This is a genomic window from Tabrizicola piscis (genome assembly GCF_003940805.1).
Taxonomy (GTDB): Bacteria; Pseudomonadota; Alphaproteobacteria; order Rhodobacterales; family Rhodobacteraceae; genus Tabrizicola; species Tabrizicola piscis.
Genome location: NZ_CP034328.1, coordinates 308572 through 330656 on the forward strand (window position 1 = coordinate 308572; position 22085 = coordinate 330656).

The 22085-nt window shown below is 65.7% G+C and carries 18 protein-coding genes; 9 read left to right on the plus strand and 9 right to left on the minus strand.

Annotated features, from left to right (window positions below):
• Positions 1–19 precede the first annotated feature (19 nt).
• The 6 genes from EI545_RS01440 to EI545_RS01465 all read left to right on the plus strand — a co-directional run bounded on the left by EI545_RS01440 (position 20) and on the right by EI545_RS01465 (position 5150).
• The gene (locus EI545_RS01440; RefSeq protein ID WP_125323811.1) at positions 20–454 is read left to right on the plus strand and encodes a paraquat-inducible protein A; all 435 of its coding nucleotides are present in this window, start codon (positions 20–22) and stop codon (positions 452–454) included.
• 31 nt (positions 455–485) lie between these two features.
• Positions 486–1844, plus strand: a complete 1359-nt coding sequence (gene radA, locus EI545_RS01445) for a DNA repair protein RadA (protein WP_125323812.1) — start codon at positions 486–488, stop codon at positions 1842–1844.
• Between the two features lie 33 nt (positions 1845–1877).
• Positions 1878–2510: a CvpA family protein gene (locus EI545_RS01450; RefSeq protein ID WP_125323813.1), complete on the plus strand. Its 633-nt coding sequence runs from the start codon at positions 1878–1880 to the stop codon at positions 2508–2510.
• Positions 2511–2598: 88 nt separating this feature from the next.
• Positions 2599–4062, plus strand: coding sequence for an amidophosphoribosyltransferase (gene purF, locus EI545_RS01455; protein WP_125323814.1), 1464 nt, complete (start codon positions 2599–2601; stop codon positions 4060–4062).
• Positions 4059–4424, plus strand: a complete 366-nt coding sequence (locus EI545_RS01460) for an iron chaperone (protein WP_125323815.1) — start codon at positions 4059–4061, stop codon at positions 4422–4424. Before purF ends, EI545_RS01460 begins: the two co-directional genes overlap by 4 nt.
• Before the next feature lie 69 nt (positions 4425–4493).
• Complete coding sequence (locus EI545_RS01465) at positions 4494–5150, plus strand: SDR family NAD(P)-dependent oxidoreductase (RefSeq protein ID WP_125323816.1); 657 nt, start codon at positions 4494–4496, stop codon at positions 5148–5150.
• A gap of 59 nt (positions 5151–5209) precedes the next feature.
• On the opposite strand, the gene EI545_RS01470 is transcribed toward EI545_RS01465, so the two are convergent.
• The 7 genes from EI545_RS01470 to EI545_RS01500 form a co-directional block, all read right to left on the minus strand.
• Positions 5210–6322 (minus strand): cystathionine gamma-lyase, encoded by a 1113-nt coding sequence (locus EI545_RS01470; RefSeq protein WP_125323817.1) that lies wholly within the window; start codon positions 6320–6322, stop codon positions 5210–5212.
• 84 nt (positions 6323–6406) lie between these two features.
• Positions 6407–7306, minus strand: a complete 900-nt coding sequence (locus EI545_RS01475; protein ID WP_125323818.1) for an NAD(P)-dependent oxidoreductase — start codon at positions 7304–7306, stop codon at positions 6407–6409.
• 46 nt (positions 7307–7352) lie between these two features.
• The gene (locus EI545_RS01480; protein WP_125323819.1) at positions 7353–8786 is read right to left on the minus strand and encodes an aldehyde dehydrogenase family protein; all 1434 of its coding nucleotides are present in this window, start codon (positions 8784–8786) and stop codon (positions 7353–7355) included.
• Positions 8787–8793: 7 nt separating this feature from the next.
• Positions 8794–10347: a trimethylamine methyltransferase family protein gene (locus EI545_RS01485; RefSeq protein ID WP_125327185.1), complete on the minus strand. Its 1554-nt coding sequence runs from the start codon at positions 10345–10347 to the stop codon at positions 8794–8796.
• Between the two features lie 44 nt (positions 10348–10391).
• Positions 10392–11237: an isocitrate lyase/PEP mutase family protein gene (locus EI545_RS01490; RefSeq protein ID WP_125323820.1), complete on the minus strand. Its 846-nt coding sequence runs from the start codon at positions 11235–11237 to the stop codon at positions 10392–10394.
• Positions 11234–13675, minus strand: a complete 2442-nt coding sequence (locus EI545_RS01495) for a GcvT family protein (RefSeq protein ID WP_125323821.1) — start codon at positions 13673–13675, stop codon at positions 11234–11236. Before EI545_RS01495 ends, EI545_RS01490 begins: the two co-directional genes overlap by 4 nt.
• A 71-nt stretch (positions 13676–13746) precedes the next feature.
• The gene (locus tag EI545_RS01500; protein WP_125327186.1) at positions 13747–16173 is read right to left on the minus strand and encodes a GcvT family protein; all 2427 of its coding nucleotides are present in this window, start codon (positions 16171–16173) and stop codon (positions 13747–13749) included.
• A gap of 168 nt (positions 16174–16341) precedes the next feature.
• Here EI545_RS01500 and EI545_RS01505 point away from each other — a divergent pair, with 168 nt between their 5' ends.
• The gene (locus EI545_RS01505; RefSeq protein WP_125323822.1) at positions 16342–17190 is read left to right on the plus strand and encodes a LysR family transcriptional regulator; all 849 of its coding nucleotides are present in this window, start codon (positions 16342–16344) and stop codon (positions 17188–17190) included.
• A 16-nt stretch (positions 17191–17206) separates the two neighbouring features.
• On the opposite strand, the gene EI545_RS01510 is transcribed toward EI545_RS01505, so the two are convergent.
• Complete coding sequence (locus EI545_RS01510; protein ID WP_125323823.1) at positions 17207–17890, minus strand: histidine utilization transcriptional repressor HutC; 684 nt, start codon at positions 17888–17890, stop codon at positions 17207–17209.
• Positions 17891–19243, minus strand: coding sequence for a formimidoylglutamate deiminase (locus EI545_RS01515; RefSeq protein WP_125323824.1), 1353 nt, complete (start codon positions 19241–19243; stop codon positions 17891–17893).
• A gap of 72 nt (positions 19244–19315) precedes the next feature.
• Between EI545_RS01515 and hutI the strand changes: the two genes are divergently transcribed.
• Positions 19316–20509 (plus strand): imidazolonepropionase, encoded by a 1194-nt coding sequence (gene hutI, locus EI545_RS01520; RefSeq protein ID WP_125323825.1) that lies wholly within the window; start codon positions 19316–19318, stop codon positions 20507–20509.
• Positions 20499–22043, plus strand: a complete 1545-nt coding sequence (gene hutH / locus EI545_RS01525) for a histidine ammonia-lyase (protein ID WP_125323826.1) — start codon at positions 20499–20501, stop codon at positions 22041–22043. Before hutI ends, hutH begins: the two co-directional genes overlap by 11 nt.
• The last annotated feature ends 42 nt before the right edge of the window (positions 22044–22085 follow it).

Sequence of the window (22085 nt, forward strand, 5' to 3'; positions counted from 1 at the left end):
GCCAGACAGGGGACCGACGTTGCGATACCTGAACCTCGCCCTTCTGATCCTGTTCCCCATCGCCTGGTTCGCGCCGCTCTTGCGTGCGGCGCTGCTGCCGATCTTCGGGATGGACGAAATCAGCGTGATCACCGGGCTTCAGTCCCTGTGGGATACGGACCCGGCACTGGCGCTGCTGGTCACCTTCCTTGCGATCTTTGCACCCTATGCCAAGACCATCGGCTTGGCACTTCTCCACTGGAACCTGCTCAGCCCCAAGACCCTTCCCGCGCTCAACCTGCTGGGCAAGCTGGCGATGGCGGATGTCTTTCTGATCTCGATCTACATCGTGCTGGTAAAAGGCGTCGGCATGGTCACGATCGAGACCGGCTGGGGCCTTTACCTGTTCACCGGCTGTATCCTTGCATCGATCCTGATCTCGTGGCGGTCCAAGCCGGACGCTGGCCAGCCTTGAAGAAGGCCCGCTTTGCAGGCACTAAAGCGGCATGAGCAAAGCGTCGAACAGTTTCACCTGCTCCGTCTGCGGGGCAAGCTATCGCAAATGGGCCGGTAAATGCGAGGCTTGCGGCGGCTGGAACACCATCGTCGAAGAGGCGCCGCTGTCCACCGGGCCAAAGTCGCTGGGGGCCAAAGGGCGCACGATCCCGCTGTCCGACCTTGCCACGGAAGAGCCCCCCCCCCCCCGCGCGTCCTCCGGGATTGATGAGCTGGACCGCGTGCTTGGCGGCGGTCTTGTTCCGGCGTCAGCCATCCTTGTTGGGGGTGACCCCGGCATCGGCAAGTCCACGCTCTTGCTGCAAGCCGCTGCAAGTTTCGCCCGCAAGGGTCTGAAATGCCTTTATATCTCGGGCGAAGAGGCTGCAGCCCAAGTCCGGATGCGCGCGCAGCGGCTGAACCTGACCGACGCCTCAGTGATGCTCGGGGCCGAAACCAACCTACGCGATATCCTGACCACGCTTGATGCCGAACGGCCCCAGCTTGCCATCATCGATTCGATCCAGACCATGTGGCTGGACAGCATCGAGGCGGCGCCGGGATCGGTCAGCCAAGTCCGCGCCTCGGCGCATGAGCTGGTGACCTTTGCCAAACGGCGCGGCGTGGCGGTGATCCTTGTGGGCCATGTCACCAAGGACGGCCAGATCGCAGGCCCCCGCGTGGTGGAGCATATGGTCGACACCGTGCTTTACTTCGAAGGGGAGCGTGGCCACCAGTTCCGCATCCTCCGCGCGGTCAAGAACCGCTTCGGCCCGGCGGATGAGATCGGCGTGTTCGAGATGACAGGCGGCGGTCTGGCGCAGGTCCCCAACCCTTCGGCCCTGTTTCTGGCCAACCGCGACCAGCCCGCGCCCGGCTCCGCCGTCTTTGCCGGAATCGAGGGCACAAGGCCGGTCCTGACGGAAATTCAGGCGCTTGTCGCCCCCTCCACCCTTGCCAGTCCGCGCCGTACGGTCGTGGGGCTGGACAGTGGCCGGGTCTCGACCATCCTTGCCGTGCTAGAGGCGCGCTGTGGCATTCCCTTCACCGGTCTTGACGTTTTTCTTAACGTCGCCGGGGGCTTGCGGGTCAGCGAGCCGGCATCGGATCTGGCCGTGGCCGGGGCGCTTCTTTCGGCGCGCGAAGATGTGGCAATTCCGCCAGACATGGTGCTTTTCGGGGAAATCAGTCTCTCCGGTGCACTTCGTCCGGTGGGTCAGACGGAAAACAGGTTGAAAGAAGCGTCGAAACTTGGTTTCTCACAAGCGACGGTGCCGTCCCATTCGAAGATCGAAGGGGCGACAGGGCTGGCAGTGCGGCAGATGCCGGACCTGACGGCTTTTGTGGGTGAAATGTTCGGGGCGGGATAAGCCTTGGCAAGAATGGGATTGGGGACGTAAGCGATGGAAAACCTGACCGCGGTTGATGGTGGTGCGGCGATCATCATCCTTGTATCCTCGATCCTTGCCTTCTCTCGCGGACTCGTGCGGGAGTTGATGGCGATCCTGGGCTGGGTCGGCGCGGCCATCGCGGCCTATTACTTCGCCCCCGGGGTCCAGCCCTTGGTCAAGGAACTGCCGGTGGTGGGCGAATTCCTGTCCGACAGCTGTGAACTTTCGGTCGTGGCCGCCTTTGCCGGTGTCTTCGTGGTCGGCCTGATTGTCGCGGCGCTGTTCACCCCGCTGTTTTCTGGCGCCGTGCAACGGTCCGCGATTGGCGGGATCGACCAGGCGCTTGGCTTTCTCTTCGGCGCGGCGCGGGGTGTCCTGCTGATCGCCATCGCCTTCATCGTCTACGACCGCGTCCTGTCCGACCAGGCGATCCCGATGGTCGACAATTCGCGCACCGCGCTGGTCTTTGCGAATTTCCAGGCCAATATCGACGAAAACATCCCTTCCGACGCGCCCGGCTGGATCGTTGACCGGTATAATGACCTGACGAATGTCTGTGCCACGGGCGGTGCCCCGGTCGTGCCAGAGGCGGCTCCGACCACCGCTCCGGACCCTGCCCCGGCCGCGCCTGCGACCAACGGCTGATCTGCCGCAGCCTTTCGGCGTTTGGGGCGTGACAGCCCCGCTTGCCTGCCGTAAACCACCGGCAACGCGCTGTGAAGGATTCTGACGCATGGCCCCGTTCTATTCCCACCCCTTCGACGACGACAAACTGAAGGAGGAGTGTGGCATCTTCGGCGTCACCGGCGTTGTGGATGCATCGAACTTCGTGGCGCTTGGCCTGCACGCCCTGCAGCACCGGGGACAAGAGGCGGGCGGGATCGTCAGCTACCACCCCGATCACGGTTTCAACTCGGCCCGCCGCTTCGGCTATGTCCGCGACAACTTCACCAAGGCCGACGTGATGGACACCCTGCCGGGGCAGCTTGCCATCGGCCATGTCCGCTACTCCACCGCCGGGTCCAAGGGCGCGACCGCAATCCGCGACGTGCAGCCCTTCTTTGGCGAGTTTTCGATGGGCGGCTGTGCCATCGCCCATAACGGCAACATCACCAACGCCATCGCCCTACGCCGCGAGCTGATCGAACGCGGCAGCATCTTCCAGTCCTCCTCGGACAGCGAATGCATCATCCACCTGATGGCACGCTCAATCCAGAAGTCGCTGGCCGAACGCATCAAGGATGCGCTGCGCCGGGTGGAAGGCGCCTTCAGCGTCGTCGCCATGACCCGGACCAAGCTGATCGGCGTGCGCGACCCGCTGGGGGTCCGCCCGCTGGTCCTGGGTCGCATCTCCGACCACGGCTGGGCGCTGTCATCGGAAACCTGCGCGCTGGACATCATCGGTGCCGATTTCGTGCGCGAGATCGAACCGGGCGAGATGGTGGTGATCGAAGGCAACAAGGTCGAATCGACCCGCCCCTTCACCCCGGCCAAGTCGCGGTTCTGCATCTTCGAGAACGTGTATTTCAGCCGTCCTGACAGCATCATCGGCGGTCGTTCGGTCTATGAAACCCGGCGTCAGATCGGCGTCGAACTTGCGCGCGAGGCGCCGGTGGACGCCGACCTCGTCTGCCCCGTACCCGACTCGGGCACCCCGGCGGCCATCGGCTATGCCCATGAATCCGGCATCCCCTTCGGCATGGGCATCATCCGCAACCAGTACATGGGCCGGACCTTCATCGAACCCACCGACCATATCCGCAACATGGGCGTGCGGCTGAAGCTGAACGTCAACCGCGCGCTCATCAAGGGCAAGCGGGTGATCCTGGTCGACGACTCGGTCGTGCGCGGCACCACCAGCCGCAAGATCAAGGACATGATCCTTGAGGCCGGGGCGGCCGAGGTGCACTTCCGCATCGCCTCACCCCCCACCGCCTGGCCCTGCTTTTACGGCGTCGACACGCCCGAACGCTCCAAACTCCTCGCCGCGACCATGTCGGAGGACGAGATGCGCGACTGGATCGGTGTCGACAGCCTCAAGTTCGTCTCCCTCGACGGCCTCTACCGCGCCGCGGGCGAAGCCGCCGGTCGCGATGCCGCCAGCCCCCGCTTCTGCGACGCGTGCTTCTCGGGCGATTACCCCGTCGCCCCCTCCGACAAGATCGAAGAGGGGTTCGAGATGAAGGCGGCGGAATGACCGCTGAGGTCGACGCCTACCTTTCCGCCCTGCCCGACGACCAGCGCGCCGCCCTTTCCGACCTGCGCGCGCGGTTGCAAATCCTCCTCCCCGACCACCATGAAGTCATGTCCTACGCCATGCCCGGCTTCCGCCAGCCCGGGCCGAAGGGCAAGATGGTTGTGGGCTACGCCGCCTTCGCGCGCCACCTTGGCCTTTACCCCCATTCCGGCACTGTCATCCCGCTGATCGACTGCGCGCCGTTCAAGACCTCAAAGTCCGGCGTCCTCTTCACACCTGACCGCCCACTACCCGATGCGCTCCTTTCCCAGATCATCGCCACCCGTCAGGCCGAACTTGCCGCAGGCTACGGCAAGCGCTGACCCCTTGCCCTTTCATTCTGGCCCAAATATCCCCGCCGGAGGCTTCGACACTTCCGCAAGGACCAAAGCATGACCCAGAAGATCGCCCTCGTCACCGGCGCCTCGCGCGGCCTTGGTGCAGCCATGGCCGAACAGCTGGCCTTGCGCGGCTGGCATGTGGTGGCCGTGGCCCGTACGGTGGGCGGGCTGGAAGACCTCGACGACCGGGTCAAGCGCGCGGGCCTGCCGGGCGCAGGCGGGCTGACCCTTGCGCCGATGGACGTGACGAATGACGACGCGATGCGCCACCTGTGCCGCTCGATCCATGACCGCTGGGGTGGTCTGGCACTTTGGGTCCATGCCGCGGTGCATGCAGCCCCACTGTCGCCGGCTGGCTCGCTTGACCAGAAGGATTGGGAAAAATCCATCGCCACGAACGTCCGCGCGACTGGCATGCTGATCCCCATGGTGGAACCCCTGCTCCGCGCTGGTGAGGGAACCGCGCTGTTCCTGGACGATCCGCGCGCCGGAAAACCCTTCTTCGGCGCCTATGGCGCGACGAAGGCCGCGCAGACCGCCCTTGCGCAAAGCTGGCAGGCCGAGACGGCGAAGCACGGTCCCCGGGTTGTGATCGCCACGCCCGTAGGCCTGCCCACCGCCACCCGGGCGCGCTTCTTCCCGGGTGAGGACCGCACGAAGCTGGCTGATGTGCAAACCGAAGCGGCGCGGATTCTGGGCCTTCTGTAGGGGTCGGGACCAAAATCCTTCAAAGGATTTTGCAAATCTTTTCGAAAAGATTTGGTGCCCTATCCGGCCAGTGCCGCGTTGATTGCATCCCACAGCACCGCAACCGGCTCTACCCCCACCGACAGCCGGATAAAGCCTTCGGGCACCGCATCGCCCCAGCGGGCGCGGCGTTCGCCCGCGCTATGGGTGCCGCCAAAGCTGGTCGACTGCTCGATCAACGGGCAGCGTGACAGGAACCCTTCGGCCACCCCGGCATCGGCCAACTGAAAGCCGATCAGGAAGCCCCCGTTGGCCATCTGCCCGCCCACGGCCCAGTGCGAAGGATCACCGGCCAGACCCGGATAGCGCAGCCCCGTGACCGCCGGATGCGCCGCCAGCCGTTCGGCAATCACGGAAGCCGAGGCACACATCCGCTCCAGCCGCAGTTCCAGCGTCTCGATCCCGCGGTGGGTCAGAAAGGCCTCGAACGGGCCGGGGATTGCACCCGCCATGCGCCGCCAGCCCCGCACCCGCGCCATCAGGGTGGCATCCCGTCCCGCGACATGGCCGAACAGCACGTCGGAATGGCCGGCCGGGGCCTTGGTGTCGGCGGCCACCACCAGATCGCAGCCAAGGTCCAGCGGGCGCTGCAGCAGCGGCGTCATCGTGGTGTTGTCGGCGATGACCCTCGCCCCCGCCTTGTGCGCCCTGCCCGCGACGGCGGCGATGTCCACCACGTCAAGGCCCGGGTTGGAGGGCGTTTCAAGGTAGACCACCGCAGCACCGGTAAAGTCTTGCGTGGCATAGTCGGCGGTCGGAATCGCCAGCACCTCGATGCCAAGGGGCTTCAGAAAGCCATCCGACAGCACCCGCGTCACATAATAGCCGTCCGAAGGGATCACCAGCCGGTCGCCCGCTTTCAGCGTGGCGAAAAGTGCGGCGGCGATGGCCGCCATGCCCGAGGGGAAGCTGACCGCCTCGGCATCCTCCAGCAAGGACAGCTGCGCCTCAACCGCGTCCCAGGTCGGGTTGCCGTTGCGACCGTAGAACTGTCCGCCCGCCTGCACATGCGGCAGGTGATGCGTGGCCGAGGCGACGATCGGCGGCACCACCGGATCGCCCTGCTGCAGCGCCGGTTTGCGGTGGTGCAAAAGCTGCGCCACACGGCGGGCAATCTCGTCGCTGGGTCCCATGCGGCGAATCCTTTCCAGAAAGTAAACGACTGCAGCAAGGTATTGATTTTCAAGGCCGGGGAAAGGTGTCCCGGCCCGGGACACTCACTCAAGCCGCGCCGGGAAGCCCTCGGCCCGCAGGTCGGTGTGAAGGAGGTCCTCCAGAAGCTTGGCGATCATCGGCGACTGCGCCTCACCGCCATAGGCGGCCTTGGCGGCGATGTAGGTCTGGTTGGTCATGCTGGCCAGATCAAGCGGGACGCCGAATTCCTTCCCGAAGCCAAGGGCAAAGCCAAGGTCCTTCAGGGCAAGGTCGATGTTGAAGGCGATGTCGTAGGACCCGTTCAGGATCAGCGCGCCTTCGGTTTCATGCACGAAGCTGTTGCCAGAGGAGGCGGCAATCGCATGCCAAGCCTGCCCAAGGTCAAGGCCGCCACGCTTGGCCAGCATCAGCGCCTCGGACGTGGCTTTCAGGTGGATGAAGGCCAGCATGTTGGTGATGACCTTGATGATCGAGGATGATCCCAATGGCCCCATGTGGAAGATCTTGTCACCCATCGCCTGCATCGCGCCGTGGTGCAGGTCGAACAGGTCGGCATCCCCCCCGGCCAGCATGGTGATCTTGCCCTGATGGGCCAGATGCACCCCGCCGGTGACGGGCAGTTCCATCATCCGCACCCCGCCTTCGGCGGCGACGGCGGCCAAGCGCAGCACCTCGTCGCGACCGAGGGTGGACATCTCGACCCAGCTTGCGCCCTTTTTCATGTGCGGCAGGATGTGGCGCAGCACTTTCTCTGACACGGCGGGAGAGGGCAGGCAGGTGATGACATGATCGGCCGAAGCGGCGACCCCTTCGGCGCTGGTGGCTAGGGTGGCGCCAGCTGCCACCAAGGGCGCGGCAAGGGCGGCGTTCAGGTCATAGACCGTGACCTTGAACCCCGCTTTCAGCAGGCAGCCAGCACAGGCGGCCCCAAGGTTGCCAAGGCCGATATATCCGTAATGCATGATGTCCCCATTGGAATGGGGCGGGTTGCGGCCCGCCCCGCTTTGGTCAGGCTTCGCCGTAGCCGACGATGCCCTTCACTTCGCAGAAGTCGTGAATGCCCCAATCGGCATATTCCCGGCCATTGCCGGATTGCTTGTAGCCACCGAAGGGGGCGGAGGTGTCCCAATCGGGGTAGTTCAGGTTCACCGTCCCGGCGCGCAGACGGCGGGCGACGGGTTTGGCATCCTCCACCGGACCAGCGATGTAGGCCGCAAGGCCGTAGATCGTGTCATTGGCCTGGGTGATGGCGTCTTCGATGCTGTCATAGGGCTGGATCGCCAGAACCGGGCCGAAGATTTCTTCCTTGGAGATGGTCATGCTGTTGTTCACATCGCCAAACACAGTCGGGCGGGTGAACCAGCCACGGTTCAGGCCCGCCGGACGCCCGGTGCCGCCAGTGACAAGGGTGGCGCCTTCGTCAATGCCCGCCTGAATCAGGCGCTGGACCTTGTCGAACTGCAGCTTGGAGATCAGCGGGCCCATCACCGTGGCCTCATCGCGCGGATCGCCGATCTGGATCGCCTCGGCGGCCTCTTTCGCCACGGCAAGCGCCTCGGCCTGTTGCGAGCGGTGGACGAGCATCCGGGTCGGCGCGTCGCAGGACTGGCCGGTGTTGGACATGACAGCCGTCACGCCTGCGGCCACAGCCTCGGCAATGTTGGCGCCGGGCAGGATGATGTTGGGGGACTTGCCGCCCATTTCCTGCGCCACGCGCTTGGCGGTCGCGGCGGCCACTGCGGCGATCTGGGTGCCCGCGCGGGTGGAGCCGGTGAAGGACACCATGTCCACCTCGGGGTGGGTGGACATGCGCGCGCCGACCTCGGGGCCCGCACCATGGACAAGGTTGAAGACGCCCGGCGGCACGCCAGCATCATGGCAGACCTGCGCGAAGAGGGTGCCGGAGAGGGGCGCAATTTCCGAAGGCTTCAGGACCATCGTGCAGCCGGCGACCAGCGCGGGCGCGACCTTGCAGGCGATCTGGTTCATCGGCCAGTTCCACGGCGTGATCAGCGAGCAGACGCCGATCCCTTCGTAGATGATCCGCGTGGAGCCACGGTTATATTCCCAGACCATTTCCTCGGCCGCCTTGATCGTGGCCTCCATATGGACTTGGCCTGCCCAGGCCTGCGCCTCACGCGCCCAGGTGATCGGCGCGCCCATTTCGGTGGACATGGCTTGGGCAAAGTCTTCGTAACGCTCGTTATAGACCTCCAGCACCCGCTTCATCAGGGCGATGCGGTCCTTGACCGGCGTATAGGTCCAGCCGTCAAAGGCAGCGCGGGCCGCAAGAATCGCCCGATCGGCATCTTCCGCGCTGCCCATGGCGACTTCGCAGACGATCTCTTCGGTCGCCGGATTTTCAACGCCCATACGGCTGGTTGAAATCGGGTCGACCCATTGGCCATTGATGTAGAATTTCAGCATGTTGGCGGGGATCATTGCGGCCTCACTTGAAGTAGATGTTGAAGCGGGAGCGGATGGCGGCGTCGATTTCAGGATCAACGCGGCACCCGGCCTTGGCGAGGATTGCATTCTTGCGGGCAATCGCGGTGTCAAGCAACAGGGGTTTGCCAGCCTCGTTCCATTCCTTGGGCGACATCCGGTTGCCGACGTTGGGGTAGATATATTCGGTCTGCATCAGTTTCAGGGTCTGGTCCGACCCAAGGTAATGGCCCGGTCCGCCAAGGCAGACCTCTTTCATCGCCTGAATACTGGTGCTGTCGGGGGTGACGTCGATCCCCCGGACAAGGCGCATGGTCTGGCCAAGCAGGTCGTCGCCCAGCACCAGTGATTCAAGGCAGAAGCCAAGGAGCGAGGCATGCATGCCGACCGCCTCATAGCACATGTTCAGGCCCGCAAGGCCGGCAAGGGCGTTGGTGATCCCCTGCTCCCATCCGGCCTGCATGTCGGGAAGTTTGCTGTCGCTGATGCCGGACGCGGCCCCGCCGGGCAGGCCGTAGAAGCGGTGCATCTGGGCGCAGCCTGCGGTCAGCAGCGCCTGTTCGGCTGACCCGCCGGACATGGCGCCAGTGCGCAGGTCGGACACGAAGGGCCAGGTGCCGAAGATCGCGGGCGCACCGGGCTTGATCGCGTTGACGTAGACGACGCCGGCAAGGCATTCCGCCACGGCCTGCACGATGGTCAGGGCAATGGGCGCGGGCGCGGTGGCCCCGGCCTGCCCGGCGCTAAGGAGCAGCATCGGCATGCCACGGCGGATGCAATCCTCCATCGTGATGCAGGATTCTTCCGCGAATTTCATCGGCGGGACGACGAAGCAGTTGGAATTGCTGACAAAGGGGCGCTTCAGCCAGTGTTCCTCGCCCCCCGCCACCATGTGCAGCATTTCAAAGCAGTCAGCGACGTGGGAGGGGTCGGAAAAGCTGGTGCCGACATGTTTCGTGGTCCCCGCAAGGCAGCCGTACAGGGTGTTGAGGTCCATTTCCCGGTTATCCACCACGTCGCGGCAGACCATCGTGCGCTGGTAGAAATGGATGTTGTCGAGGTTATCGACGAGGCGGGCCGCGTCATACAGGTCTTGCGCGGTCGACTCGCGGTATTCGTTGGTCACCGGGTCAACGATATGCACCGCCGCGCCCGCCGTGCCGTAGTGGACGTTGGTTCCGGTCAGATGCAGATCGTGGCGTGGGTCGCGGGCGTGCAAGGTGATGTCGCGCGCGGCGATGTTCAGCATATCCTCGACCAGCGCGCGGGGAAACCGGATGCGGCCGTCATCGCCGAGGATAGCGCCTGCTTCGGTCAGCAGTTTCACGCCCGAGGGCGGGGCCTGGGACAGGCCGATCTGTTCCAGCGCGTCCAGCGCGGCGGAATGGATCTGCTGCACGCTTGCGTCGGACAGGGGCTTGTACTGGCCGCCGGGCAAGCCGGGCCGCACTGGGCGCATGTCGTCCGACAGGGGGGCTGCCCGCATGGCAACCCGCGCCTGACGCCCACCCGAGCGGCGCGCGCGTGCAGGTTCGCACAGATCGCCGATTTCGGGCATCGGGGGCGGAATCGGCTCCGGGACTGGCTCGATGGCAGGTTCGGTCATGTGTCGTATCCTTCCAGGTCTGCGCCCTGTGCAAGAAGCGCGTCAATCTCATCGCCCGGGGCGGTGGCGGCCAGCCCGGCAAAGCTGCCCTGCCCCAGCATGGCGGTCACGCTGTCGCGGATCACCGCATGGGTCGCGCGTGCAATCTGGCTGCCGGTCGAAATCCGGCGGACGCCCATCGCGGCAAGGTCGGCGACGGTCAGCGTTTTCAGCGGCCCTGCGGCCAGCGCGTTGACCGGCTTCGTCACCGAGGCCAGCACCCGCGCCAGTTCGGCACGGCCCGGCGGTACGGGAAGGTAAAGGAGATCAGCCCCCGCCGCCTCGAACGCCTGCAGGCGGCGGATGCCTTCGGCCAGATCATAGGCGCCGTTCATCACGCCATCCGCACGCGCGCAGAAGATGAAGGGGCGGTTCAGCGCACGGGCAGCGGAGGCCCCGGCGCGGATCCGTTCGATGGCGAGGTCGAAGGGATAGGCGGGGGTGCCCGCAACCATCTGCGTGTCTTCGACCGAGATGCCGGACAGGCCGACCTCTGCCGCAAGCCGGACGGTTTCGGCCACGTCCTCCGGGCTGTCACCAAAGCCGTTCTCGAAATCGCCGGACACCGGCAGCGGCGTGGCAGAGATCAGGTCGGCGGCATGGGCCAGCGCCTCATCCCGCGTGATCCCGCCCATGTCGGCGCGGCCGAGGGTGAAAGCGTGGGCCGCCGAGGAGGTGGCAAGCGCCTTGGCCCCCAGTGCCGCCATCATCCGGGCAGAGCCGCGATCCCAAGGGTTGGGGATCACGAAACAGCCCTGCTGGTGCAGGTCATGGAAGGCTTGATGGCGCTTCGCCAGCGTCATGCGCGCACCCGTTCAGAAGCCGGATCATACATCGGGGCAAGGCTGACGATGGCCGCGTGCCGCTGACCCGCCACCTCGATTTCATAGGTCGCGCCAAGGATGTCCGCGTCAGACCGGCCCTTCGCCGGGACATAGCCCATCCCAACCGCCCCACCAAGGAAATGCCCATAATTGCCCGAGGTGACGGGGCCGACGATCTTGCCATCCTGAACAACGGCTTCGTTGTGAAACAGCAGCGGTTCGGGGTCGGTCAGGCGGAACTGCAGCAGCTTGCGGTCAAGCCCCGCGTCTTCCTTCCGCAGCACGGCATCGCGGCCGATGAAGCCGGGCTTCTTCCGCGAGACCGTGAAGCCAAGCCCCGCCTCCAGCACATGATCTTCATCGGTGATGTCATGGCCCCAGTGGCGGTAGGCCTTTTCGATCCGGCAGGAATCGAGCGTATGCAGGCCGCAGAGCTTCAGGTCCGGCTGCGCCTCCATCAGCGCTTCAAACACATGGGCGGTCTGGTCGGCGCTGACGTAAAGCTCCCAACCGAGTTCGCCCACATAGGTCACCCTGTGCGCGCGGGCAAGGCCCATGCCGATCTCGATTTCCCGCGCTGTTCCAAAGGGATGGGCGGCATTGCTGAAGTCATTCGGCGAAACCTTTGCAAGGATGTCACGCGACCCGGGGCCCATCAGGCACAGCACGGATTCGGCGGCGGTCACATCGGTGACAACGGCGAAATCATCGCCGACATGCGCGCGCATCCAGGCCAGGTTGCGCTGGAAGGTCGCGCCGGGGACCACGGCCAGATAGGCGGTTTCCGACAGGCGGGTGATGGTAAGATCAGCCTCTATCCCCCCGCGATCATTCAGGAACATCGTATAGACGATCCGCCCCACCGGCACGTCCATCTGCGCCGAGGCGATGCGGTTGAGGAAGGCACAGGCATCGCGCCCCTCAACCCGGATCTTGCCGAAGCTGGTCATGTCGAAGAGGCCAGCGGCTTCCCGAACGGCCATATGTTCGGCGCGCTGGTTGTCAAACCAGTTCTGCCGCTTCCAGGAATAGCGATATTCCGCGTCCTGCCCGGGGTTGGCGAACCAGTTGGCGCGTTCCCAGCCAGCAACCTCGCCAAAGACCGCGCCACGCGCCTTCAGGTGGTCGTGGATCGGTGAGCGGCGAACGCCCCGCGCCGTGGCCATTTGGCGATAGGGGAAATGGTCGGCGTAAAGGAGGCCAAGGGTTTCGGTCACCCGTTCCTTCAGATAGCGGCGGTTCTTCTGGAAAGGCTGTGCGCGGCGAATGTCGACTTCCCACAGGTCGAAGGGGGCTTCGCCTTCGGTGATCCAATGCGCCAGCGCCTGCCCCGCGCCGCCCGAACTGACGATCCCGACCGAGTTGTAGCCGGCGGCGATCCAGTAGCCTTTCACCTCGGGCGCCTCGCCCAGATAGTAGCGGTCGTCGGGGGTGAAGGATTCCGGGCCGTTGAAGAAGGTGTGAATGCCCGCGGTTTCAAACAGCGGCATGCGGTTTGTCGCCATCTCAAGGATGGGCATGAAGTGATCCCAATCCTCGGGCAGGGTGTCGAATTCGAAATCCTTGCGGATGCCATCCATGCCCCAGGGCTTGGCCACGGGTTCAAAGGCCCCCAGCATCATCTTGCCCGCGTCCTGCTTGTAATAGGCGCACTCGTCCGGCACGCGGAGGACGGGCAAGTTCGGGTCGATCCCGGCAACGGGTTCGGTGACCAGATAGAAGTGTTCGCAAGCATGCAGCGGCAGGCTGACACCATTCTGCGCGGCAAGGTCACGGCCCCACATGCCACCGCAGTTGATGACCACATCAGCGGCGATATGGCCGGGTTCCCCCGCCATCTCATAATCCACCCCGGTGACGCGCCCTGCCATGGTGGTGACCTTGGTCACCGTAGCACCTTCGAAAATCTTCGCGCCCCGCATCCGCGCGCCCTTGGCCAGCGCCATGGCGATGTTGGCCGGGTCGCATTGACCGTCCAAGGGCAAAGCCACTGCCCCCACCACGCCGTCGATGTTCAGGTGGGGGTATCGCGCCTTCGCCTCACCCGGCGAAATCTCATGTACCTCGACGTCGAAGATCCGCGCGACGGTGGCTTGCCGCAGCAGTTCCTCATGCCGTTCCCGGGTCAGCGCGACCGAGATGGAGCCGACCTGCTTCATCCCCGTCGCAACCCCGGTTTCCGCCTCCAGCCCGCGGTAAAGATCGGCGGAATACTTCGCCAGCCGGGTCATGTTGGCACTGCCCCGCAACTGCCCGATCAACCCCGCCGCGTGCCATGTCGTGCCGCTCGTCAGCTTGCGCCGCTCCAGCAGGACAACATCCGTCCAGCCCGCCTTGGCCAGATGATAGGCCACCGAACAGCCCGAGACCCCGCCCCCGATCACCACCGCCCGCGCCTTGGTTGGAATCTCAGTCATTCCTCAGGTCTTTCTCTTCACCAAATATCCCACGGGGGTCCGGGGGTGTGAAACCCCCGGTCCACTAGATGTCACGCGCGGATGCGCTCGTTCTTGGCATCCCAGGCCAGCCCATCCGGCAAGACGATTGCCCGGTGGCGTTCGCCGAAAATCTCGACCTCGACTGCGGTTCCGGCCACGGCAAGATCGGCGCGCAGCATCCCCAGCGCCAGCGACGCCCCGACCCGGTAGCCCCAGGCGCCTGACGTGGTCTCGCCCACAACCTTGCCCTCGTGCCAGAGGTTCGACATGTAGGGGGCGTCCGCCTCACCCGCATCGACCTGCAGCGCGACGAACCGCTTCGTCACGCCGCGCTGCTTTTCGGCCAGAAGTGCTGCCTTGCCGGGGAAGTCGTGGTTCCAGTCGATAAAGCGGTCCAGCCCGCCTTCCAGCAGCGAATAGTCGGTGGACAGATCGCCCTTCCAGGCGCGGTAGCCCTTTTCGATCCGCAGCGCATTCAACGCCTTCATGCCGAAAGGCACGGCCCCCGCCGCCAGCACGGCCTCATAGATCGCCGGAGCATCGGCCCGGTCGCAGTGGATTTCCCAGCCAAGCTCTCCGGCGAACGACACACGGACGAGGGCCACATCCTTGCCCGCCACCTTGGCGAAGAACTGCACCGAGAGCCATGGCAGCGACAGGTCCGCCTCGGCAATCCCCGCCAGAAGGTCGCGCGCCTTGGGGCCGGTGACGATGAAGCAGTGGATCTTGTCGGTCCAGTCTTCCAGCACCACACCTTCGGGCAGGCCCTTGCGCAGCAGGTCGGCATCGTGGCTTTGCGCCACGGCGGCGGTGATAACCCCCACATCGTCATCGCTGTAGGGCAGGCAGGTCATCTCGGTCACGATCCGACCCCGCGCATCCGCGAAGTAGATCAGGCCGATCCGCCCCGGTTGCGGCAGTCTGGATGCCGTAAGGGAGGCTAGATGCGCCCGCGCGCCGGGGCCGACCAGCCGCAGGCGGGTGAAGCCCGGCAGGTCAAGCACGCCGACACCATCGCGCACCGCTTCGCATTCGGCGCGGATGCGGGGTTCCCACGGTCCCGCCCTGCCCCAGGTCTGCGTCGACTCCCAACTGGTATCGTCGCCGGGGGCTGCGAACCAGTCGGCCCGCTCCCAGCCGTTGTAGGCCCCCATCTGCGCGCCCAGGGCCTTCAACCGGTCGTGCACCGGGGAAAGCCTGCGGTCAGGGGCTGCGGGCCAGCGCGCCATCGGGAAATGCATCCCGTATTCATGGCCGTAGACCTCTTTCCCCTTGGCGACGAGGTAGTCGTGATCCTCCCACCCGGTGAAGCGGCGCGGGTCGCAGGACCACATGTCCCATTCGGTGCCGCCCTCGGTCACCCATTCGGCCAGCACCTTGCCCGCCCCGCCCGCCTGGCAGATGCCGAAGGTGAAGACGCAGGCCTCGAACGCGTTCGGCACGCCCGGCATCGGGCCGATCAGAGGGTTGCCGTCGGGGGTATAGGGGATGGGGCCGTTGATGACCTTGGTCAGGTTGGCCTGCGCCAGCAGGGGCACCCGCGCCATCGCGTCGTTGATCTGGAAGTCCAGCCGCTCCAGATCGTCAGGGAACAGCTGAAAACTGAAATCTTCCGGCATCGGGTCATCCGGCGTCGCCCAATGCGCCCGGCAGGGGTTCTCGTACGGGCCAAGGTTGAAGCCCATCTTTTCTTGCCGGAGGTAGTAGGAGCTGTCCACGTCGCGGAGGAGGGGCAGCTTGTGGCCGACCTCTTTCGTCCAGGCTTCAAGTTCCGGGATCGTGTCGAACAGCATGTATTGATGGCTCATCACCATCATCGGCACCCGGCGGCCGAACATCCGGCCCACTTCGGCGGCGTAGTAGCCGCCTGCGTTCACGACGTATTCGGCGCGCACCTCGCCCTTGGGGGTGGACAGGATCCATTCCGTCCCCGTCCAGCGAGCCGCCGTCACCGGGCAGAACCGTTCGACACGCGCGCCCAACTTGCGCGCGCCGGTGGCAAGCGCCTGGGTCAGCTGCGCGGGGTCAATGTCGCCGTCGTAGGGGTCGTACAGGGCGCCCGTCAGGTCATGCGTTTCGAGGAAGGGATAGCGCGACGTGATCTCGTCCGGCGTCAGGATGTCCAGCGTCATACCCTGATGGCGCCCCATGCCGACAACCCGCTTGAACTCCTGCAGCCGCTCCTTCGAATGGCCCAGCCGGACGGATCCGGTCACATGGTAGTTCATCGGATAGCCCACCGCATCGCCCAAGCCGCGGTACAGGCCCGCCGAATAGCGCTGCATGTTCATGATCGACCAGCTTGCGGAAAAGGTCGGGACGTTCCCCGCCGCATGCCAGGTTGACCCCGCCGTCAGCTCGTTCTTTTCCAAAAGCAGGCAGTCCGTCCACCCGGCCTTGGCCAGATGATAAAGGGCCGAGGCGCCGACCGCTCCGCCACCGATGATAACCACCCGCGCCGACGCAAATTCCGCCATGACTGCCCCCCAGATTTCCGCCCCACTATCCTCTGCCGCGCGCGCGCTTTCAATTCGGCCAGAGGCGGGGTATTGATCGACAAACCCGATCACGTCTTTCTTTCTGCCAAAACATCCTCCTAGGGTCCGGGGGTGGAAAACCCCCGGCGGCCAGCCAAAGGCACAACGATGCAGATCGACCTTCTCGACACGTTCCTCGACCTTGCCGAAACCCGCAGCTTTCACCGTACGGCAGAACGGCTGAGGATCACCCAGTCAACCGTGTCGGCCCGCGTCTCGGCGCTGGAGCAGGCGGTGGGGGCGCGCCTGTTTGATCGGTCCCGCGCCGGCACCGACCTTACCCCCGAAGGCAAGCGGTTCGAACCCCATGCCCGCGCCCTGCGGCATGAGTGGAACGAGGCCAAGCGGCGAATCCAGATCCCGCAGGGGGCGGCACAGCTTTTGCGGCTTGGCATCCAGAATGACCTCGCCGCCGTCTATCTGGGCGACTGGGTGGCCGAATTCCGCGCCGCCCTGCCCGAAACCGCCTTCTATATCGAGCCGGATTACTCCAACCAGATGTGTGCCGACCTTTTGACCGGCATTCTTGACTTCGCGGTGATGTTCAGCCCGAAGCCCCACCCCGACCTGCATTTCAACTCGGTCGGTGACGTGACCTATTGCATGGTCTCGACCGAGACGGCCCGGCTGGCCGAAGTCACTCCTGACCGGTTCATCTTCGCCCATTTCTCGCCCGCCTTCGAAGAGATGCACCGCCAGCTGACGCCTGATTTGGCCACGGCGGCCGTGTCGGTCGGGCAGTCCGGGTCGGTCGTGTCCTTGCTGATGGGCATGGGCGGGTCGGGCTATGTGCTGGAAAAGACCGCGGCCGAGTTGATCGCGGGCGGCAGGTTCATGGCGGTGGAGGACGCCCCTCTCCTGCGCCAGCCGGTCTACGCGGCCCTGCACATCCGGCACCGGACACAAGTGCTGCACCGCAAGCTGACGCAGCTGGTCGGGCGGCATTTCCCGGACTGACCGCGCGGGCCTGCCCTTAGAACGCCATCTGCACCCTGTGTCCCGGAGCGTGGGCCAGGCGGACAAAGGTGACCGGCGCGTCGGTCCCTTGTGTCGTGCGCTCGGCCACCAGAAGCGCTGTGCCCGGTGCGACACCCAGCACCTCGGCCTCTCGCGCAGAGGCGGGTTCGGCAGTGAAGGCAATGTCGCCCGACACGAGGCTGACATGCATGACCAGCCATTCATTGACGCTTTCCCGCGCGAAATCCGGCGCGGGCTCTGGCAGGACGGCAGGGTTGAGCCAGCGGCTTTCCAGAACATAAGGCCGCCCCCCCGCCAGATGCAGCGTTTCAAGATAGCGCATGGGAGCGCCTTCCGGCAGTCCAAGCCGGGCGGTCACCGGCACCGGGGCCGGGGCCATCCGGTCGGCCAGAAGGTCAAACCGGTAGGCCAGCCCGCGCGCCAGCACGTCCAGCCGGATCACCGGAATGTCCAGCCGCGCACGGCGCACCGGCAGTTCCGCCACCCGGGTTCCGGCGCGCTTTTTCCGCTCGATCACCCCGGCTTCGGCCAAGGCGGTCAGCGCCCGATTGACCGTAGCGCGGGCGACGCCGAATTCTTCCGACAGGGCCTCCTCTCCCGGGATCAACCCACCGGGAGGCCATTCGCGCGCACGGATGCGGCGTAGAACCTCGGCCCGGATGGCTTCCCAGCCCTGCATCTACAGCGCCTCACGCAGGCGGCGCATGGTGTTGCGGAACCGCGCCGCCACCGCATCGCGGGCAGGGTGGCGCCCGTCCGCGACGATGTGGCGGCCTGCCGACCACAGGTCAGTGACCAGACCATCGCACCCAGCGAACAGGAAGGCATCCAGCAGGCTGTCGCCAGCAAAGCCGTCCAGCCGCAGGTCGCGCGTATCCAGCGCCAGAAGGTCCGCCCACAGGCCCGGCGCGATGGCCCCGCTGTCGCGCCCTGCCGCCTGCGCCCCACCTGCAGCAGCGCCATCCCACAGGAGCCGCCCGGTAGATCGCCCGGCATCGGCAATCACCGCTCGGCCCTTGTGCTGCAGGCGCTGGGAATATTCCAGCAGGCGCAGTTCCTCAGGCAATGAGATGCGGATATTGCTGTCCGTCCCCACCCCAAAGCTGCCCGCCGCAGCCAGCCAGCCCGGGCCATCGAAAATCCCGTCCCCCAGATTGGCCTCGGTGATCGGGCAGAGGCCCGCAACAGCCCCGGTACGCGCCAGCGCTGCCGTTTCCCCCGGTGTCATCTGCGTCGCGTGGATCATGCACCAGCGCCGGTCAAGCGGCAGGTTCGCCACCGCCCAATCCACCGGGCGCGCGCCCCATGCGCCCTGCACTTCGGCGACTTCGGCCAGTTGTTCGGCGATGTGAATATGGACCGGCCCGCCCGGCCGCATTCCGGCCACCTGCGCCAGCCTGTCACGGCTGACGGCGCGCAAGCTGTGGGGGGCCACGCCCAGCACGGCATCAGGCATAGCGGCCAAGGCGCGTTCCGCCCCGCCCAACACTTTCGCATAAGTTTCCGGCGATGAGCTAAAGCGCAACTGCCCCCCAGACAGCGCCCGGCCATCAACCCCGCCCTGTTCATAGATCACCGGCAGATGCGTCAGGCCCAGCCCCACCGTGGCCGCTGCCGCCGCGACCCGCGCCGACATCTCGGCCGGATCGGCATAGGTGCCGCCCCCGGCGGGGTGGTGCAGGTAGTGAAACTCGCAGACCGTGGCAAAGCCCGCCTCGGCCATTTCCACCATGGCCTGCGCGGCGATCGCTTCAATATCCTCGGGCGAGAGGCGTTCAAGGAAGCGGTACATCAGCGCGCGCCAGGTCCAGAAACTGTCCTGCCCCGCCGTCCGGCCTTCGGTCATCCCGGCCATCGCCCGCTGAAAGGTGTGCGAATGCAGGTTGACCGGCGCTGGAAGCAGGCAACCATAGGCACCATCCGGGACAGCGACACCCGTTTCAACCGCGGCGATCCGCCCGCCCTCAATCCGGATGCGAACATCCTTTGCCCAGCCATCAGGCAAAAGCGCGGTCTTGGCGTGCAGGATCATGGCGACTCGCTTGACAGAGATTATGTCTAGACATATTAGCCAATCAATCAAGCATAACGCAAGGCCGTCCGGATGCTGCTGACCCATGCGACCCTCGCCACCATGATCGACGGATACGGGCTGATCCCCCATGCCGCCGTGGCGCTGGACGGGGACCGTATTGCCTGGGCCGGACCGATGGCAGACCTGCCCCGCGCCTATGCCGTCACAGATGCGCTGCACTGCGGTGGCCGTCTGGTGACCCCCGGCCTGATCGACTGCCACAGCCATGCCGTCCACGCCGGACACCGCGCGGCCGAGTTTGAGCTGCGCCTGAACGGTGCCAGCTATGAGGAGGTTGCCCGCGCCGGGGGCGGCATCCTTTCGACCGTCACCGCCACCCGCTCCGCATCCGAAGATGACCTGCTGGCAAGCGCCCTGCGCCGCATTGACCAGATGATCGCCTCGGGTGCCACGACGGTTGAGGTGAAGTCCGGCTATGGCCTGACGATAAAGGACGAGCTGAAGATGCTGCGCGCCGCGCGTCGGATCGGCGATTGCCGCCCGGTGTCTGTGCAGACCACCCATCTTGCGGCCCATGCCATCCCGCCAGACTACAAAGGCCGCGCAACGGCTTACATCGCTGAGATCGCCCTGCCCTCGCTGCGCGCCGCCCATGCGGAAGGTCTGGTTGATGCCGTGGATGCCTTCTGCGAAACGATTGCCTTTTCGGTGGACGACCTGCGCCCCCTTTTTGCCGAGGCCCGCGCCCTTGGCCTGCCCGTCAAGCTGCATGCCGAGCAGTTGACCGATCAGCAAGGTGCCGCCTTTGCCGCAAGCCACGGCGCACTTTCGGCTGATCATCTGGAGTATCTGTCGCCCCAAGGCATCGCCGCGATGGCCGCTGCGGGCACCGTTGCCGTGATCCTGCCGGGGGCCTTCTACACCCTGCGCGAAACGCAAGCCCCCCCGGTCGCTGCCCTGCGCGCGGCGGGCGTGCCAATGGCGGTGGCAACCGACCTGAACCCCGGGTCGTCGCCCATGGCCTCGCTTCCCCTTGCGATGAACATGGCCTGCACCCTGTTCCGCCTGACGCCGGAAGAGGCGCTTTTGGGCACCACCGTCCATGCCGCCCGCGCGCTTGGGCTGGCCGACCGGGGCCGCATCGCGCCAGGGCTGCGCGCCGACCTGTGCATCTGGGACGCCGACCACCCGGCGGAACTTGGCTACCGGATCGGCGCAACGCCGCTTCACCAACGCATCTTCGGAGGCCGACTTGACGCCTGAAACCTTGCTGCCCGGCCATGTCACCCTTGCGCAACTGGAACGGATCTACCGACAGGGCCTGACCGCCCGGCTGGATGCCAGCGCCCACCCCGGCATCGCCCGCGCTGCCAGCCACATCGCGGCGGCGGCAAAGGGTTCGGCGGCGGTCTATGGGGTGAACACCGGGTTCGGCAAGCTGGCCAGCGTGAAGATCGACCCGGAAGATACGGAAACCTTGCAGAAAAACCTGATCCTTAGCCATTGCTGCGGCGTGGGTGAGCCGATGCCGGTTGACGTGGCGCGCCTGATGATGGTCCTGAAACTCCTGTCGCTTGGCCGCGGCGCCTCGGGCGTGCGCCCCGAGGTGGTCGCCCTGATCGAAGGCATGCTGGCACAGGGGGTGACGCCGGTCATCCCGGATCAAGGCTCGGTCGGGGCCTCGGGGGACCTTGCCCCCCTGGCACATATGACCGCCGTGATGATCGGCCATGGCGAGGCGATGGTGGATGGCAAGGTAAAGCCCGGCGCGGAAGCGCTTGCGATGAAAGGCCTTTCCCCGATCACGCTTGGTGCGAAGGAAGGTCTTGCCCTGATCAACGGCACGCAGTTTTCCACGGCCTATGCGCTGGCTGGGCTGTTCCAGACTTGGACCGCGGCACGCGAGGCGCTGGTCATCTCCTCCCTCTCCACCGACGCAATCATGGGCTCGACCGCGCCGCTGGAGGCGGAAATTCACGCGCTTCGTGGCCATCCCGGCCAGATTGACGCCGCCGCCGCGATGCGCGCGCTGCTGGCTGGAAGCGAAATCCGCGACAGCCACCGCGAGGGCGATACCCGCGTGCAGGACCCCTATTGCATCCGCTGTCAGCCGCAGGTCACCGGTGCTGCGATGGACGTCCTGCGCATGGCCGCCCGCACGCTGGAGATCGAGGCGAATGCCGCGACCGACAACCCGCTGGTGTTGTCGGATGGCCAGATCGTTTCGGGCGGCAACTTCCATGCCGAACCGGTGGGCTTTGCCGCCGACATGATCGCGATGGCCGTGGCCGAGATCGGCGCAATCGCGCAGCGCCGGGTGGCGTTGATGGTGGACCCGACGCTCAGCTTCGATCTGCCCGCGTTCCTGACGCCCAAGCCCGGCCTGAACTCCGGCCTGATGATCGCCGAGGTTACGACCGCCGCCTTGATGAGCGAAAACAAGCACCTCGCCCATCCCACCGTGATCGACAGCACCCCCACCAGCGCCAATCAGGAAGACCATGTCAGCATGGCAGCCCATGGCGCGCGGCGGCTGCAACCCATGGTCCGGAACCTGAACGTCATCCTTGGTGTCGAGGCGATGTGTGCAGCGCAAGGCGTTGAATTCCGCGCGCCCCTGAAAACCTCCGCCCCGCTGCAAGCCGCCCTCGCGGCCTTCCGCGACGCCGTCCCTGCCCTTGCCGATGACCGCTACCTCGCCCCCGATCTTGCCCGCGCCGCCACTCTTGTAGCCAAAGGCACCCTCTCCTGTGCTACGGGTATCGCGCTCCCCGATCTAACCCCATTTTCTGTCTGAAAAATATCCTCTGGGTGAGCCGAAGGGTTCGCCACAGGTTCA

Coding starts and splice junctions, on each gene's coding strand:
- EI545_RS01500 (WP_125327186.1), bottom strand. CDS start 16,173: ATGGCGGAATTTGCGTCGGCGCGGGTGGTTATCATCGGTGGCGGAGCG.
- EI545_RS01460 (WP_125323815.1), top strand. CDS start 4,059: ATGACCGCTGAGGTCGACGCCTACCTTTCCGCCCTGCCCGACGACCAG.
- hutI (WP_125323825.1), top strand. CDS start 19,316: ATGCTGCTGACCCATGCGACCCTCGCCACCATGATCGACGGATACGGG.
- EI545_RS01470 (WP_125323817.1), bottom strand. CDS start 6,322: ATGGGACCCAGCGACGAGATTGCCCGCCGTGTGGCGCAGCTTTTGCAC.
- EI545_RS01510 (WP_125323823.1), bottom strand. CDS start 17,890: ATGCAGGGCTGGGAAGCCATCCGGGCCGAGGTTCTACGCCGCATCCGT.
- EI545_RS01505 (WP_125323822.1), top strand. CDS start 16,342: ATGCAGATCGACCTTCTCGACACGTTCCTCGACCTTGCCGAAACCCGC.
- EI545_RS01450 (WP_125323813.1), top strand. CDS start 1,878: ATGGAAAACCTGACCGCGGTTGATGGTGGTGCGGCGATCATCATCCTT.
- EI545_RS01485 (WP_125327185.1), bottom strand. CDS start 10,347: ATGCCCGAAATCGGCGATCTGTGCGAACCTGCACGCGCGCGCCGCTCG.
- purF (WP_125323814.1), top strand. CDS start 2,599: ATGGCCCCGTTCTATTCCCACCCCTTCGACGACGACAAACTGAAGGAG.
- EI545_RS01490 (WP_125323820.1), bottom strand. CDS start 11,237: ATGACGCTGGCGAAGCGCCATCAAGCCTTCCATGACCTGCACCAGCAG.
- EI545_RS01480 (WP_125323819.1), bottom strand. CDS start 8,786: ATGATCCCCGCCAACATGCTGAAATTCTACATCAATGGCCAATGGGTC.
- EI545_RS01465 (WP_125323816.1), top strand. CDS start 4,494: ATGACCCAGAAGATCGCCCTCGTCACCGGCGCCTCGCGCGGCCTTGGT.
- EI545_RS01475 (WP_125323818.1), bottom strand. CDS start 7,306: ATGCATTACGGATATATCGGCCTTGGCAACCTTGGGGCCGCCTGTGCT.
- EI545_RS01515 (WP_125323824.1), bottom strand. CDS start 19,243: ATGATCCTGCACGCCAAGACCGCGCTTTTGCCTGATGGCTGGGCAAAG.
- radA (WP_125323812.1), top strand. CDS start 486: ATGAGCAAAGCGTCGAACAGTTTCACCTGCTCCGTCTGCGGGGCAAGC.
- EI545_RS01495 (WP_125323821.1), bottom strand. CDS start 13,675: ATGACTGAGATTCCAACCAAGGCGCGGGCGGTGGTGATCGGGGGCGGG.